The sequence below is a fragment of the Bacillus sp. HSf4 genome (assembly GCF_029537375.1).
GTDB lineage: Bacteria > Bacillota > Bacilli > Bacillales > Bacillaceae > Bacillus > Bacillus sonorensis_A.
The window spans coordinates 1,821,393-1,835,800 of record NZ_CP120679.1 but is presented as its reverse complement, the minus strand read 5'-3'; the positions used below and the strand labels follow the sequence as shown (position 1 = coordinate 1,835,800).

15 protein-coding genes are annotated in these 14,408 nt (G+C 47.3%); all 15 read right to left on the bottom strand.

Annotation, left to right across the window (positions count from 1 at the left end; translation table 11 throughout):
* Nucleotides 1-9 precede the first annotated feature (9 nt).
* The 15 genes from P3X63_RS09395 to flhA all read right to left on the bottom strand — a co-directional run bounded on the left by P3X63_RS09395 (nucleotide 10) and on the right by flhA (nucleotide 14,379).
* Nucleotides 10-792, bottom strand: a complete 783-nt coding sequence (locus P3X63_RS09395) for an undecaprenyl pyrophosphate synthase (protein WP_026586995.1) — start codon at nucleotides 790-792, stop codon at nucleotides 10-12.
* Nucleotides 793-921: 129 nt separating this feature from the next.
* On the bottom strand, nucleotides 922-1,464 hold the full coding sequence (frr, locus tag P3X63_RS09390) for a ribosome recycling factor (protein WP_372709737.1): 543 nt from the start codon (nucleotides 1,462-1,464) through the stop codon (nucleotides 922-924).
* A 16-nt stretch (nucleotides 1,465-1,480) separates the two neighbouring features.
* Nucleotides 1,481-2,203 (bottom strand): UMP kinase, encoded by a 723-nt coding sequence (pyrH, locus tag P3X63_RS09385; RefSeq protein ID WP_026586993.1) that lies wholly within the window; start codon nucleotides 2,201-2,203, stop codon nucleotides 1,481-1,483.
* A 144-nt stretch (nucleotides 2,204-2,347) separates the two neighbouring features.
* The gene (tsf, locus tag P3X63_RS09380; RefSeq protein WP_026586992.1) at nucleotides 2,348-3,229 is read right to left on the bottom strand and encodes a translation elongation factor Ts; all 882 of its coding nucleotides are present in this window, start codon (nucleotides 3,227-3,229) and stop codon (nucleotides 2,348-2,350) included.
* A 101-nt stretch (nucleotides 3,230-3,330) separates the two neighbouring features.
* Complete coding sequence (gene rpsB, locus P3X63_RS09375) at nucleotides 3,331-4,071, bottom strand: 30S ribosomal protein S2 (protein WP_026586991.1); 741 nt, start codon at nucleotides 4,069-4,071, stop codon at nucleotides 3,331-3,333.
* A gap of 151 nt (nucleotides 4,072-4,222) precedes the next feature.
* Complete coding sequence (locus tag P3X63_RS09370; protein WP_026586990.1) at nucleotides 4,223-4,741, bottom strand: DUF6115 domain-containing protein; 519 nt, start codon at nucleotides 4,739-4,741, stop codon at nucleotides 4,223-4,225.
* An 86-nt stretch (nucleotides 4,742-4,827) separates the two neighbouring features.
* Nucleotides 4,828-5,595 carry a FliA/WhiG family RNA polymerase sigma factor gene (locus P3X63_RS09365; protein WP_026586989.1) on the bottom strand — a complete coding sequence of 256 codons (768 nt, stop codon included), beginning with the start codon at nucleotides 5,593-5,595 and terminating at the stop codon, nucleotides 4,828-4,830.
* Nucleotides 5,596-5,617: 22 nt separating this feature from the next.
* The gene (locus P3X63_RS09360; protein ID WP_077736837.1) at nucleotides 5,618-6,124 is read right to left on the bottom strand and encodes a chemotaxis protein CheD; all 507 of its coding nucleotides are present in this window, start codon (nucleotides 6,122-6,124) and stop codon (nucleotides 5,618-5,620) included.
* Nucleotides 6,121-6,750, bottom strand: coding sequence for a chemotaxis protein CheC (locus tag P3X63_RS09355; protein WP_026586987.1), 630 nt, complete (start codon nucleotides 6,748-6,750; stop codon nucleotides 6,121-6,123). The genes P3X63_RS09360 and P3X63_RS09355 overlap by 4 nt, the downstream gene beginning before the upstream one ends.
* 11 nt (nucleotides 6,751-6,761) lie before the next feature.
* Nucleotides 6,762-7,238, bottom strand: coding sequence for a chemotaxis protein CheW (locus tag P3X63_RS09350; protein ID WP_026586986.1), 477 nt, complete (start codon nucleotides 7,236-7,238; stop codon nucleotides 6,762-6,764).
* 23 nt (nucleotides 7,239-7,261) lie between these two features.
* The gene (locus P3X63_RS09345; protein ID WP_077736839.1) at nucleotides 7,262-9,286 is read right to left on the bottom strand and encodes a chemotaxis protein CheA; all 2,025 of its coding nucleotides are present in this window, start codon (nucleotides 9,284-9,286) and stop codon (nucleotides 7,262-7,264) included.
* 5 nt (nucleotides 9,287-9,291) lie between these two features.
* Entirely contained in the window at nucleotides 9,292-10,359 is a 1,068-nt protein-coding gene (locus P3X63_RS09340; protein WP_026586984.1) for a protein-glutamate methylesterase/protein-glutamine glutaminase, read from the bottom strand.
* The gene (locus P3X63_RS09335; protein ID WP_077736840.1) at nucleotides 10,356-11,240 is read right to left on the bottom strand and encodes a MinD/ParA family protein; all 885 of its coding nucleotides are present in this window, start codon (nucleotides 11,238-11,240) and stop codon (nucleotides 10,356-10,358) included. The genes P3X63_RS09340 and P3X63_RS09335 overlap by 4 nt, the downstream gene beginning before the upstream one ends.
* 2 nt (nucleotides 11,241-11,242) lie before the next feature.
* A complete protein-coding gene (gene flhF, locus P3X63_RS09330) occupies nucleotides 11,243-12,346 on the bottom strand; it encodes a flagellar biosynthesis GTPase FlhF (protein ID WP_026586982.1) in 1,104 nt (367 codons plus the stop codon).
* Nucleotides 12,343-14,379, bottom strand: a complete 2,037-nt coding sequence (flhA, locus tag P3X63_RS09325) for a flagellar biosynthesis protein FlhA (RefSeq protein ID WP_026586981.1) — start codon at nucleotides 14,377-14,379, stop codon at nucleotides 12,343-12,345. Before flhA ends, flhF begins: the two co-directional genes overlap by 4 nt.
* Nucleotides 14,380-14,408: the final 29 nt, after the last annotated feature.

The window sequence follows — 14,408 nt, the reverse complement described above, 5'->3', positions numbered from 1 at the left end:
CACCATCCTCTAAATTCCGCCAAACCTTCTCCCGCGACGCTGATATTCTCCGATAGCCTGCAGGAAGTGAGCCTCTTTAAAATCAGGCCATAATACATCAGTGAATAAAAATTCACTGTAGGCAAGCTGCCAAAGCATAAAATTGCTCAGTCTGATCTCGCCGCTTGTTCGAATCAGCAAATCCGGATCTTGCAAAGCTTCTGTCATCAAATATTCAGAAAAGAGCTTTTCATCAATCTCCTCCGTATTCAATGCGCCTTTTTTTGCTTCTTCGGCGATTTTCTTTGCAGCATTCGCAATCTCTGCCCGGCCTCCGTAATTCAATGCAAAATTAAGTATAAGTCCGTCATTGTTTTCCGTGTCGCGAATTGCTCGTTCAACCGCGCGAATCGTATGCGGAGGCAGACCTTCCTTATCACCGGTAATGCGCACTCGAACATTCTCCTCGACCAGCTCCGGCAGATACGTGCCCAGAAACTCTTCAGGCAGTTTCATCAGAAAATCAACCTCAAGCTTCGGACGCTTCCAATTTTCCGTGGAAAAAGCATACAAAGTCAACGCTTTGACACCGAGCTCATTTGCAAGCTTCGTTGTCTCTCTGACCACCTTCATGCCTTCATGATGCCCAGCGATGCGGGGCATCGCGCGTTTTTTTGCCCATCGGCCATTTCCGTCCATTATGATGGCAATATGTTCTGGAATTTCTCCCTTTAAAATATTTTCTTTTGTGTAACTTTCCATGTTGGAAGCCGCTGAATGCTGATTCTTCCAATTTTTGAGTATATTGAGCATGAGATTCCTCCATCACCCAAAAGGTTGCTTTCCTGTTTGATCCTGCTAGATAACAACAGTATTAACAAAAAAACCCCCTGTAAACATGAGAGGGTCTTTTCACTATTATCTATTGTACAGAGTTTTTGGTTAAACTTCCATGATTTCTTTCTCTTTATCTTTTGTGATCTCATCGATTTTTGACACGTATTCATCTGTCAGCTTTTGCACGTCTTCAGTTGAAGAGCGCAATTCATCTTCAGTCATTTCACCATTCTTCTCTAATTTTTTCAGGTCGTCATTTGCGTCACGGCGAATGTTGCGGACGGCGACTTTCGCTTCTTCAGAGTATTTCTTGACAAGCTTGACAAGCTCTTTTCTCCGCTCCTCTGTTAAAGGAGGAATCGTGATCCGGATAATGCTGCCGTCGTTTGTCGGAGTTACGCCTAAATCGGCTTTCTGAATCGCTTTTTCGATGTCTCCGAGTGCCGTTTTATCATATGGTGTGATGACAAGCATGCGCGCTTCTGGAACATTGATGGACGCAAGCTGGTTTAAAGGCGTTTGCGCTCCGTAGTATTCGACTGTGACTTTGTCCAAGAGCGCCGGATTTGCACGTCCTGCACGGACGGTGGCCAACTCGCGCTGGTATGCTGTTACCGCTTTTTCCATCCGTTCTTTTGTTTCATTCATCACTTGATTTGACACATTATTTCCCCCTTACAATTGTTCCGATTGGTTCGCCGATAACGGCTCTTTTAATGTTTCCTTCTTCCATGATGGAAAAGACGATCAGCGGGATGTCGTTATCCATGCATAGGGAAGAAGCGGTTGAGTCCATGACGGCCAAGCCGTCTTTTAAAACGTCCAGATAAGACAATTTTTCATATTTTACGGCCGTTTCATCCGTTCTCGGGTCGGCGTTGTAGACACCGTCGACATTGTTTTTGGCCATCAAAATGACATCGGCCTCAATTTCGGCTGCTCTGAGCGCCGCTGTCGTGTCCGTTGAGAAATATGGATTGCCTGTACCGGCGGCGAAGATGACGACGCGCTTCTTTTCAAGATGGCGAATCGCTTTTCTTCTTATGTATGGCTCAGCGACCTGCCGCATTTCGATCGATGTCTGAACTCTCGATTGAATTCCGAGCGTTTCCAGGCTGTCCTGAAGCGCCAGCGAATTCATGACGGTTGCAAGCATTCCCATGTAATCCGCTGTCGCGCGGTCCATTCCGAGATCGCTGCCTGTCTTGCCGCGCCACAGGTTGCCGCCACCGACGACGACCGCCACTTCAACATCGAGCTCAGCAATTTCCTTCACCTGTTTGGCAATCGATTGGATCACCGTCGGGTTGATGCCGTTGCCCTGTTCGCCAGCAAGCGCTTCTCCGCTAAGCTTTAATACAATACGATTATACTTTGGTTTTTCCATAATAACCTCCAAGTGCATGCTTGCCGTTATTTATTATGCAAGAGAAAAAAAGGTTTGTAAACTGTTTTAAAAATAGGGACACAAATTGTGTCCCCTATTTCTTTGAAAAGATCCGCCTTATCTTAGGCAAGCGGCTTTTCAATCTTATTTTTTCACTTGGTTCATAACTTCTTCAGCAAAGTTTTCTTGGCGTTTTTCGATTCCTTCTCCAACTTCATAGCGGACATATGTTTCAACTGTTGCGTTTTTCGCAGCCACGACTTGCTTCACTTTTTCATCCGGGTTTTTAACGAATGATTGGTCAAGCAGGCAGATTTCTTCGAAGTATTTGTTCAAACGGCCTTCAACCATTTTAGCGACGATGTTTTCAGGTTTTCCTTCTTGAAGAGCTTGTTGAGTCAAGACTTCGCGCTCGCGGCTCACTTCTTCTTCAGATACCTGGTCGCGGTTAATGTAGCGAGGGTTTACAGCCGCAACGTGCATTGCGATGTCCTTCGCAGTTTCTTCGTCTGTCGTGCCGTTTAGAACGGTCAACACGCCGATTTTTCCGCCCATGTGCAAGTATGCGCCGAATGCGGCGTCATCGCCTTTTGTCAAGACAGCGAAGCGGCGAAGCGTGATTTTTTCTCCGATTTTGGCAACCGCGCTTGTGATGTATTCTTCAACAGTTGAACCGTTTGCCATTTTTTGGCTCATAGCAGTTTCAAGGTTTTCAGGCTTTTCGGCAAGAAGATGATCAGCCAGGTCATTTAAAAGCGTTTTGAAGCCTTCGTTTTTCGCAACGAAGTCAGTTTCTGAGTTCACTTCCAAAATCACGCCTGTGTTGCCGTTTGTTTTCACGAGAGTCAGACCTTCAGCAGCGACGCGGTCAGCTTTTTTCGCAGCTTTTGCAATACCTTTTTCTCTGAGAAGGTCGATTGCTTTTTCCATGTCTCCGTCAGTTTCAGTTAACGCTTTCTTGCAGTCCATCATGCCTGCACCGGTTTTTTGACGAAGCTCTTTTACCATTTGTGCACTAATTGCCATAGTGATTTTCCTCCTTATAATCCAAACAAAATATGTAAATGTTTATCTGGTGAAAAAAAAGGTGATAAAAGGCAGTTCCCCCTTATCACCTTTTGATCAGGTTAAGCAGTTGTTGTTTCAGTTGTTTCTGCTTCTGTCTCTTCTGTTTCAGCTGTTTCTTCACCTTGTTTTGCTTCCAGAATCGCATCTGCCATTTTAGAAGTCAGCAGTTTAACAGCGCGGATCGCGTCGTCGTTCGCAGGGATGACAACGTCGATTTCATCCGGATCGCAGTTTGTGTCAACGATTCCGATGATCGGAATGTTCAATTTGCGCGCTTCTGCAACAGCGATGCGCTCTTTGCGAGGATCGATGATGAACAGTGCGTCAGGAAGCTCTTTCATCTCTTTGATTCCGCCGAGGAATTTTTCAAGACGCTCAAGTTCTTTTTTCAATTGAACGACTTCTTTTTTAGGAAGCACGTCAAATGTGCCGTTTTCTTGCATTTTTTCGATATCTTTAAGGCGTTTGATACGCTTTTGGATCGTTTCAAAGTTGGTTAATGTACCGCCGAGCCAGCGTTGGTTGACATAGTACATTCCAGAACGTTCCGCTTCTTCTTTAACGGAGTCTTGAGCTTGCTTTTTCGTACCGACAAAAAGGATTTTTCCTCCGTCAGCTGCAAGGTTTTTCGTGAAGTTGTAAGCTTCCTCAACTTTTTTGACCGTTTTTTGAAGGTCGATGATGTAGATGCCGTTACGCTCCGTGAAGATGTAGCGCTTCATTTTTGGGTTCCAGCGGCGCGTTTGGTGGCCGAAGTGAACACCAGCTTCAAGCAATTGCTTCATAGAAATGACTGACATGTGTTATTTCCTCCTAATATAATGGTTTTTTTCCTCCGCTTAGGTCATCTTTATGCAGGACTGCACGGAGACCGCACAGCACCGCTTGCATAAATCGTTAAGCGTGTGTAATTAACACCAAGAAATAATATAACATAAGCTTACCCGACAATCAAGAATCGTTTTTCAGCTTTCCGCGAAATTTTAAGAAAAGCTCCACTTCTGTTTTGCCGCTTTTTAATTGTCTTGCAATCTCTTCTGGCGACAAGCCCTCATCATGCAAGGCGAGAGCCTGTTTTTCAAAGGATGCGGCAGAATCTTCGTACTCCTCTTGATTCAGCTCATCCTCCTTTCTTTCCACTTCACCGATCATCGATTCAATGTGAAGCGGCAAACTCGCGTCTTCTTCCGTTTCCGGGATGCCGGCTGCAGCTTCAGCGGGAGCTTCCGCCTGCGGCTCGGCTTTTTGAATCCCGATTTCATCATCTTTCTCAAGCGTGCGGACTAATCTTTCATTTTCGTCTTTCAGCTCCATCAGAAAGGCGGTCAGTGTGTTCTCGGTTTCTTCAAGAAGCTGCTTCTGTTCCATTTCCGCAGCCTTAAAGGCGCTGAGCCTCGCATTGAGAATGATGACAAAATAGATCAATATTCCGTGGAGTGTGAAGCTCACAAGCCATAATATTGTTGACATATTTTTCACCCGCTAACCATGAATTTTTAAAAATACCTTTTTTAAAAGCAGCCTAAAAAATGCTGCCGGCAAGGCCAGCAGCTAAATCATGATTGTACCGCTTTATCAAGAAGGTGCTTCAATTTAAAAAGCGCCTTGGAGTGGATCTGGGAAATGCGGGAGGTGGACAAATTCAAAACCTGGCCAATTTCCGTCAGCGTCAGCTCTTCTTTATAGAATAAGCTGATCACAATCTGTTCTTTTTCGGAAAGCTCGTTTATTTTTTCTGCAAGCTGCGAGATCAGCTCGTCTTTGAGCATTTTTTCCTCGGGTGTGCTCGTTTTGTCATCCCTTATCATGACCTGAACATTCTCTCCGTCTTCATGGTCGTGAAGCTTTTCATCGATTGAAAGGAGATTTGCAAAAAATCCTTCGTTGATGGTTGTGACGACATCTTGTTCAGTCATTCCCAGTTCCTCTGCGATTTCGCTTGGCGATACATTGCGCAAGTAGCGCTGTTCAAGCTTTTCAATCGCAGCCTCCACCTTTTTCGTTTTTTCCCGGGATGTTCTCGGAAGCCAATCCTCTTTTCTGAGACCGTCGATAATAGCGCCCCTGATTCTGAAAGAAGCGTATGTATCAAACTTCAGATCCCTCCCCGGGTCAAATTTTTCAAGGGCATCATACAAACCCAGCATGCCGAGGCTGACCAAATCGTCTTTGTGAACGGATTTGGGCAAGCCGACGGCTATCCGGCCGACATGATAAGTGACAAGCGGCATATAGCGGCGGATTAAATCATCGCCGGCCTGAGGATCTTTCCATTCTTTCCACCGCGACCAAAGCATCTGATCTTCATAGTTCAAGGATTGCATCATTATCCCCCTATATTGCATATTAAATCGTTGTTACACCTTGTTTTACTGTCCGGATGACAAGCTCGGCCGACTGCGGATCAAACTCGATCGTCCTTCCGCTGTTTCCGCCTGTATCCTCGCTTATAATCGGGATATTCAAGAGAGATAGATGTTTTTTAATCGCCAGTACATTTCTTGGCCCGACTTTCATCAGATCATTTGTCATCTTAAATTTAAACATTTCCGCTCCCCCGGCCATCTTCGCTTTCAGGGCAAACTTTCGGCAGCCTGCTTCCAGCAGCATGTTGACCGTTGCACTGACAGCGGTGTCCGCATATTTTGCCAGATTGATATCCGCTGTCTTTGAAAGGGAAGAATCGGGAAGCATGACGTGGACGAGCCCCGCCGTCTTTTGTTCGAGATCATAAATGACAAGCCCGACGCAGGAACCGAGGCCAGATGTCCGGATCCTGTCGGGGCTGTGGGCGATTTTCACATCGGCAATGCCCACTCTGATAATAGCAGTCTCTTTTTCTATCATTTTCATAGCGCTGCACCCAACGAATGAAAGAGCTTTTCAAACGAATCGTAGTCGGGCAAAAGGAACAAATGCGCTTTTACCTTCCGGTTGTTCTCTTCGTCAAATATGGAGTTGTCAATGACAATGACCTGGTCTCCGACTTGGCTGAGCTCGATCAGGCCTTCGCTGATGACGGCTCCGAACATGTCAAGCGTCAGCTCCGGGACGCTCGGATACATCTGCCGGTTTGTCAAATTTGCTAAAGCTGTCAAATACGAACCCGCCATAATATTCCCCAGTTCGTGCAGAGCGGAGGCGCCCATATCGTCCGGTGTCATTTGATCGATTTTAAATTCGGGGTTGGAAACAAGCTCCCTGACCAGTTGTTCAGCCTCTGAAAAAGGCATAATAACGAACATTGAGCCCGGAAAATCCCCTTCCATGCGCAAAAAGATGCTGGCTACGGGAAGGTCTGCACCGCCGAACAGATTCACAAGCTCATCAAACGACATCAGTTTGACGAACGGCACTTCCATCTCGATTTTTCTGTTCAGCAAATTCGCTAAAGCAGAGGCAGAGTGGCCCGCTCCAATATTTCCGACTTCACGCAAAATATCAAGATGCTCTTCTTTAATTCCGTTAAAAATGCTCATCTCCAGGCTCCTTATTTCTTCGCATTTTCGGAAGCTGCAGCAAGGCTTGACTTCCTGTTTAACACGGCTTCAGAGTCGATCAGGTTCAGAAGTCTGGAGCCTTGTTTGACAATCCCTTTAATCCATTGTCTGCCATCTTTTCTGGAAGTTTCCGGAGCTGATTCGATTTCCCCTTCTTCAACGGTGATAACGTCATTGGCTTCATCTACCACCCAGCCGACTTCAATGTCCTGATGGGTGATGATGATAATTCTCGTTTCATCCGTGATCGTGTCTCCAGGCGCCCCGATCCGCTTCCTTAAATCAATGACAGGTGTGACGACACCTCTTAAATTGATGACACCGCAAATATAAGATTCAACTCCTGGCACCCTTGTAGGCTGCTGCCACTTTTCAATCGACATGACTTCTGAAACAGATATGGCATATTCTTTATGATTCACTTTGAATACGATCATTTTTTCACCGGTGGTTGTCTGTGTGGTCAAGAGGATCGCTCTCCTTTCGCTTTCTATTTAATAAGGGCGTTGCAATCGATGATCAGGGCAACTTGTCCGTCTCCCAAAATCGTCGCACCAGAAATGGCAAAGACATTTGTTAAATAATCACCCAGTGATTTTAATACGACTTCCTGCTGGCCGATAAAGGAGTCGACAACAAAGGCCGTCAGCTTATCTCCTTTCTTCACGACGATGACATGAAGCTGATCAAGATCATCTGAAGAATCCTCGACTTTAAACTGCTCTTTCAGGTAAACCACCGGCACGATATGGCCCCTGAAATCAATGACTTCGCGGTCATGCGTTTGAAGGATGTCCTTCTTGTCGATGACAGCCGTTTCTATAATAGAAGAAATCGGGATCGCGAACGTTTCTTTTTCAAGCTTGACTAACAGCACGGATATGATGGATAGTGTCAGCGGCAGCTGAATCGAAAAGAGCGATCCTTCGCCTTCGCTAGATTTGATGCTGACAGATCCGCCAAGTGATTCAAGCTTGCTCTTGACAACGTCCAATCCGACGCCGCGTCCGGAAATATCGGAGATTTGATCGGCCGTTGAAAATCCCGGCGCAAAAATCAGCGCATCGATCTCGTGGTCTTCGATGGTTTCCGCTTCACGTTCAGTAATGACATTGCGCTCAAGCGCTTTTTCCAGCACTTTTTTACGGTTGATGCCCGCACCGTCATCCTCTACTTCGATGAAGACATGGTTTCCGCTATGGTAGGCTTTCAGGCGGACTTGGCCTGTTTCAGGCTTTCCGTTTTTGACCCTGACTTCAGGCGCTTCAATCCCGTGGTCAAGGCTGTTTCTCAACAGATGGACGAGCGGGTCGCCGATTTCATCGATAACTGTACGGTCAAGTTCTGTTTCCGCTCCGAAAATGGTAAGTTCAATCTTTTTGTTTAATTCCTTCGTCAGCTGGCGGACCATGCGCGGGAATCGGTTGAACACCGTTTCGACCGGCACCATTCTCATATTGAGAATGATCGACTGCAAATCTCCGGAAATTCTTGTCATCCGTTCGACGGTTTCCGTTAATTCGCCGTGTTCCAGCTCTTTGGCGATTTGCTCTAAGCGCCCCCTGTCAATGACAAGTTCTTCGAACAGGTTCATTAAAGAATCGAGGCGGTCAATGTTAACGCGGATCGTTTTCGTTCCGCCGCCTGCGGCCGGTTTTGCCGCTTCTTTTTTGTCTTGCGCCTGTTTTGCTTTTTTCGGCTTTTCTACCTTCTCTTTGGGAGCGTCTGCTTTATCAGGAGCGGGATTCTGTTGTTCTGCTGCCGAAAAGTCGTTTTTCAGCTCCGTTACTTCTATTTTCTCGATTTCGGAAACGCTGTTTATTTTGCTGAAAATCTCGTCTGCTTTTTGTTTGCTTAAAAAGCAGATGTTGAATTCTGAATCGAAATCTTCGGCTTCAAGGACTTCCGTCTCCGGAATCGTTTTGACGACCTCGCCGATTTCATTTAGCTGCTCGAACACCATATACACGCGCACACCTTTTAAGAGGCAGTCCTCTTTAAGGGAAACGGCAATTTCATAGCATGTAAAGCCCTGCTCTTCCGCTTCGGCTATGACTGTTCGCTGAAATTCGTCATAAGTCCATTTCGCGCCGGAGGATTCGGCAGCGGCTGTTTCAACCGCTGCTGCTGTTTCTTTGTTAGCCCCGGTTACATCGAGCTTGGCGCAGACTTCGGAGACATTCCTTTTGCCGTCGCCGCCGTCAATGATCGAAAGGACGATCGCTTCCAGATCATCGAGCGCTTCAAACATGACATCCATCCAGTCTGAGGTAATGGTCATCTCCTCGTTGCGGATGGCGTCCAGCACATTTTCAAGGCTGTGTGTTAAATGAGCCATATCTTCATAGCCCATTGTCGCGCTCATTCCTTTTAAGGTGTGAGCCGCTCGGAAAATATCGTTGACAAGCTGCAGATCTGATGGGTTTTTTTCGAGTTCGAGCAATTTTTCATTACAGGTTTGCAAATGTTCTTTACTTTCTTCAATAAAGACGTCTAAATATTGGTTCATCTCCATATGAGTCACGCCCTCTCTTTTTTCATATAAGTCATAATAGCTGCAGCAATTTCATCAACATGTTTGATCTCATCCGCAAGTCCGGTGTTGATGACTGCCTTTGGCATCCCGAATACGACGGACGATTCGGCAGATTCGGCGATCACCTTTCCTCCTCCGTGCGTCAAAAGGCCTTTGACGCCTTCCGTCCCGTCGCTTCCCATTCCAGTCATGATGACGGCGATTTTTTCAAAGTCTCTGAGCGATGCCAGCGAGTTGAACAGATAGTCGACAGATGGTTTATGGCGACTGGCTGTATCGCGGTTATCGAGGGAAATCACCAATTCGCCCATATCAAGACGCACGGACATGTTTTTCCCTCCGGGGGCAATATAGACCCAGCCGTTTTTCGCTCTCTCACCGTCTTCAGCCTCCTTCACGGTTACTTCAGAGAGGTGGTTCAGCCTGTTTGCCAATGAGGCCGTAAACCCCGCGGGCATATGCTGAACAACAAAAACAGGCGCCTTCATGGTTTTGGGAAGCCTAGGAAGCACTCTTTGCAGCGCTTTCGGTCCCCCTGTTGATGTACCGATGCAAACAAGCTGCTTTGCAGCGGGCGAACGTGTCGGATTATTGATATTCATCGAACCTGACGCGGGCTCTGCCTTCATTGGCAGCGGTGCAGGGCGGGCTTTCACCTTCGCCCGTCCGGCCGTCACCACCTTTTCAATCATGGTGTCCCTTACTTTGTACAGGTCGATGGAAATGGATCCTGAAGGCTTCGCGACAAAATCAACCGCCCCGAGCTCAAGACATTCAATCGTGATTTCCGCCCCCTGCTGCGTCAGGCTCGATACCATGACGACGGGTAGAGGGTCGTCTGCCATGATCCTTTTCAATGTTTCTTTTCCGTTCATCACAGGCATTTCCATGTCTAGCGTAACCACATCCGGACGGAGCTCCTTTATTTTTTGGAGCGCTTCCTCTCCGTTTCTTGCCGTTCCTGCCACAGCAATCTGATGATTGGTTGTTAAAAACTTGGTGATCATTTTTCTCATAAAAGCAGAGTCATCAACGACAAGAACACGAATCATGTTGCATTGCCCCTCCTCAAAAATGAAGATAATTTATCGATAAACGACCGAGTTTCACCGGGATCCTTGTTGTCGTCCTCAAGCAGCGAATCTGCCAAAAGGTAAACCGCCCTGCTCGGTTTTGAGCGCGGATTCTTCATCAGAAACGGAACCTGCTCCACAACGGCTTTTGAGACGATCGAATCCTCAGGAATCGGTCCTGCGTATGCCAGGTTTTCCTGCAAAAACGCGTTTACTGTTTTGGAAAGGCGCAGAAAAGCGGATATTCCGTCCTTTTGGCTTGTGCAGCGGTTGACAACGACCTTCATCTGCAGCTTCTGCCGGGTCAGCGCCAGATGCTTGATTGCACTGTAGGCATCCATAATGGATGTCGGCTCAGGCGTGGTGACAACCAGGATTTCGTCGGCTGCAAGGACGAAGGGCAGCTGGTCTTTTGACAATCCCGCTCCCATGTCAAACAGCACATGGTCAAAATCCCCCATAACAGCTGACAGTTCCTGAAGAAAAAACGACCATTTCTCACGGCTTAATTCAAACAGCGTGTTCAGCCCCGTCCCGCCCGCAATATATCGAACCCCCTTCGGACCTGTAGAGACAGCGCGGTCAAAAGGCATTTTTTGATTCAATACATCCATCATGGTGTAAAGAGACTGCCGGCCGATCAGGATGTCGATGTTCCCCATTCCGACATCAAGATCGATCAAAAGGACGTTTTTTCCTTTTTCTGAAAGTGCCAGCGCCGTATTCAGCGATAGATTGGACTTTCCCACGCCTCCCTTGCCGCTGATCACAGCCAGTGTTTTCGCTTTTTTTCGATACACGGCGGGCGGCTCGAAAAGGCGCTCTTCCATTCGTTTTCGTAAGCTTTCTGCCTGATCCATGTTCAACACCCCGTAAGCAGTCTGACAAAAGATGCGTTTGACAAGCAGCGGATATCTTCCGGAACGTTTTGGCCGTTTGTCATATAGCCGAGACCGATTCTCGATTCAGCCAGCAGATTCATGACGCTCCCCAATGAATCGGTTTCATCCACTTTCGTGAAAATCAAATGGTCGATTGGGACGCTGGAAAACTGTCTGATCAGTTCTTTCATATCCTCATATTTGCTTGTTGCAGACAGGACGAGAAACGCCTGAATCTTCCGTTCAAACGGAATGGTCTCCTGCAGCTCCCTGACGTATTGTCCATCTTTGAAATTGCGGCCCGCTGTATCGATGAACACATGATCGAAATCGGCAAATTTTTGCTGTGCTGCTTGAAATTCCTCTTTCGTATAGCACACTTCAAGCGGAGCATTCAGAAGCTCGGCATACGTTTTCAACTGGTCGACGGCCGCAATCCTGTATGTATCTGTCGTAATAAAGGCGATTCTTTTTTGTTCTTCCAGTACAGATGTAGCGGCAAGCTTGGCCAATGTCGTCGTTTTGCCGACCCCGGTCGGGCCGAACAGGACGACATACTGTGAACGAATGATCATATCTTTCTCAGGATTTTCAGGCAGAAGCTCGGCTAAAGCGTCTGTCAAGCGGTGAAGCACCTGTTCTTCCGTCCACTGTTCACCGTTTTTTAAAGGGGTGCTGATTAAATCACCCAACGCTTTCGTGCGGATGGCGGTTGATACACCTTGCTTTGCGAGAAGCCGGTCCGCTTTTTTCAGCGGCTCTGGCAACACATCAACTGGTTCGTCATGCCGATGCACTTCAAGCAGTTGTTTTAGCTCTTTGACCTGGTCTGCCAAATCAGACTTTACGGGTGTAAAGCTTTGTTCTGGGAAAGCAGCTTTCGGTTTCTCGAGCGGTTTTGGCGAATCGGAAAAGTCTTGGTCAACAACAGCGATCACTTCAACGCCCGGCTTTTTGACCAGACCGAGAAACTTTCTCGTTTGGATCTTTTTGGAGTTGAGGATCACGGCGTCATTTCCGAGCTCTTGTCTTATTTGCTTTGTGGCTTCCTGCATGGAACCAGCTACAAACTTTTTGATTTTCATTGAATATCCACCACCCCGATACTTTGAACTTCAACATTGGCCTCCAGTTCGTTATATGAAAGAACCGGCAGATCAGGGAAATATCGCTCCAAGAGCTGTTTGACATACATTCTGACTGGCGGCGAGCATAGCAGAATCGGCATTTCCTGTCTTAATGAAAGCTGTTCGATTTCCCTTGCGACAGATTGAATGATATTTTCGGATACTGCCGGTTCAAGAGACAGATAGTTGCCGTGTTCGGTCTGCTGGATACCTTCGGCGACGGCCTTTTCAACCCGTCCCGAGCAGGTCACCACTTTCAGTGTCTCGTTTTCCTTTGCATATTGGGCTGTGATCTGCTTGGCAAGAGACTGCCTTGCATACTCTGTCAGCATGTCTGAATCTGTCGTCAGCTTTCCATAGTCCGCCAAGGTTTCAAAAATCGTCACCAGATTGCGGATGGACACTTTTTCTTTGAGCAGTTTAGCCAGTACTTTTTGAATATCACCGACAGACAGCGGGTTCGGCGTCACTTCTTCGACCAAAACAGGATACGACTCTTTCAAATGGTCGATCAGCTGCTTTGTTTCCTGTCTGCCAATCAGTTCATGGGCGTGCTTTTTCACTTGTTCGGTAATATGTGTCGACACGACTGAAGCCGGATCAACGACCGTGTACCCGAGCATTTCAGCCTGATCTTTTTGAGATTCGGAAATCCACTTAGCCGGAAGCCCAAAGGATGGCTCAACCGTATCAATCCCTTCGATTTGATCATCCTCACCAGTCGGCGACATCGCCAAAAAGTGATCGAGGAGAAGCTCGCCTTTGGCTGCTTCGTTTCCTTTGATTTTCAGCCTGTACTCATTCGGCTGCAGGGCGATGTTGTCCCTGATCCTGACGACCGGAATCACGAGACCGAGCTCGATGGCGAGCTGCCGCCTGATCATCACGATTCGGTCCAAAAGATCCCCGCCTTGATTCGTATCTGCGAGAGGGATCAGTCCGTAGCCGAATTCAAATTCGATCGGATCGATATCAAGCAGATGAACGACGCTTTCCGGACTTTTCAATTCATCCACTTCCGCTTCTTCCTCTAAGATATCTTCCTCTTTTTCCTTTTCATCTCCGGCTTTAGAAAGCATGTAGGCGCCAAACGCGAGGAGGAGTGCCAAAGGCCCGGTCAGCAGAATGCCGATCGGTGTGAACAGACCCAATAAGAAAATCGTTCCGGCTGTGACATACAAGAGCTTCGGATAAGCAAACAGCTGGCCTGTAATATCGTGGCCAAGATTCCCTTCTGATGCAGCCCTTGTGACGACGATACCCGTCGCTGTTGAGATCAGAAGCGCGGGGAGCTGTGATACGATTCCATCCCCAACGGACAAGAGCGTAAAATGTGATGCAGCATCCTGTATGCTCATCTGTTTCTGCAGCATGCCGATGATGATCCCGAAAAGGACGTTGATGAGAACGATGATGATCCCGGCGATCGCATCCCCTTTGACGAATTTGCTGGCACCGTCCATCGCTCCGTAGAAATCCGCTTCCCGGGCCACTTTTTCCCGGCGGACTTTCGCTTCCTGTTCGGTCACCATACCGGCGTTCAGATCGGCATCGATGCTCATCTGTTTTCCCGGCATGGCATCGAGCGTAAATCTCGCAGCAACTTCGGAAACCCGCTCGGCCCCTTTTGTAATGACGATGAATTGGATGATGATCAAGATGATGAAAACGACGAGACCGACTAAAACATTGCCGCCGACGACGAAAGACCCGAATGTTTCGACGACTTTCCCGGCATCACCGTTCGACAAAATCGAACGGGTTGTCGATACGTTCAGCCCTAAACGAAACAGGGTAAGCAGCAGCAATAAAGAAGGAAAAATCGAAAATTGCAGCGGTTCTTGCATGTTCATTGTGGTGAGAAGCACGATTAACGCAAGAGAAATATTAACGATAATTAAAATGCTTAACATCCATGTTGGAAAGGGAATGATAAGCATTGCCACGATGAGGACAACGCCGGATAAAATAGATAAATCTCTTGCAGACATGCTGTTTCTCTCCTTTTAAAACTAAAAAA

Excerpts from the sequence above, each read along its gene's own strand:
- P3X63_RS09395 (WP_026586995.1), bottom strand. The coding sequence starts at position 792 with ATGCTCAATATACTCAAAAATTGGAAGAATCAGCATTCAGCGGCTTCC.
- frr (WP_372709737.1), bottom strand. The coding sequence starts at position 1,464 with ATGAATGAAACAAAAGAACGGATGGAAAAAGCGGTAACAGCATACCAG.
- pyrH (WP_026586993.1), bottom strand. The coding sequence starts at position 2,203 with ATGGAAAAACCAAAGTATAATCGTATTGTATTAAAGCTTAGCGGAGAA.
- tsf (WP_026586992.1), bottom strand. The coding sequence starts at position 3,229 with ATGGCAATTAGTGCACAAATGGTAAAAGAGCTTCGTCAAAAAACCGGT.
- rpsB (WP_026586991.1), bottom strand. The coding sequence starts at position 4,071 with ATGTCAGTCATTTCTATGAAGCAATTGCTTGAAGCTGGTGTTCACTTC.
- P3X63_RS09370 (WP_026586990.1), bottom strand. The coding sequence starts at position 4,741 with ATGTCAACAATATTATGGCTTGTGAGCTTCACACTCCACGGAATATTG.
- P3X63_RS09365 (WP_026586989.1), bottom strand. The coding sequence starts at position 5,595 with ATGCAATCCTTGAACTATGAAGATCAGATGCTTTGGTCGCGGTGGAAA.
- P3X63_RS09360 (WP_077736837.1), bottom strand. The coding sequence starts at position 6,124 with ATGAAAATGATAGAAAAAGAGACTGCTATTATCAGAGTGGGCATTGCC.
- P3X63_RS09355 (WP_026586987.1), bottom strand. The coding sequence starts at position 6,750 with ATGAGCATTTTTAACGGAATTAAAGAAGAGCATCTTGATATTTTGCGT.
- P3X63_RS09345 (WP_077736839.1), bottom strand. The coding sequence starts at position 9,286 with ATGGAGATGAACCAATATTTAGACGTCTTTATTGAAGAAAGTAAAGAA.
- P3X63_RS09340 (WP_026586984.1), bottom strand. The coding sequence starts at position 10,359 with ATGATTCGTGTTCTTGTCGTTGATGACTCTGCTTTTATGAGAAAAATG.
- P3X63_RS09335 (WP_077736840.1), bottom strand. The coding sequence starts at position 11,240 with ATGGATCAGGCAGAAAGCTTACGAAAACGAATGGAAGAGCGCCTTTTC.
- flhF (WP_026586982.1), bottom strand. The coding sequence starts at position 12,346 with ATGAAAATCAAAAAGTTTGTAGCTGGTTCCATGCAGGAAGCCACAAAG.
- flhA (WP_026586981.1), bottom strand. The coding sequence starts at position 14,379 with ATGTCTGCAAGAGATTTATCTATTTTATCCGGCGTTGTCCTCATCGTG.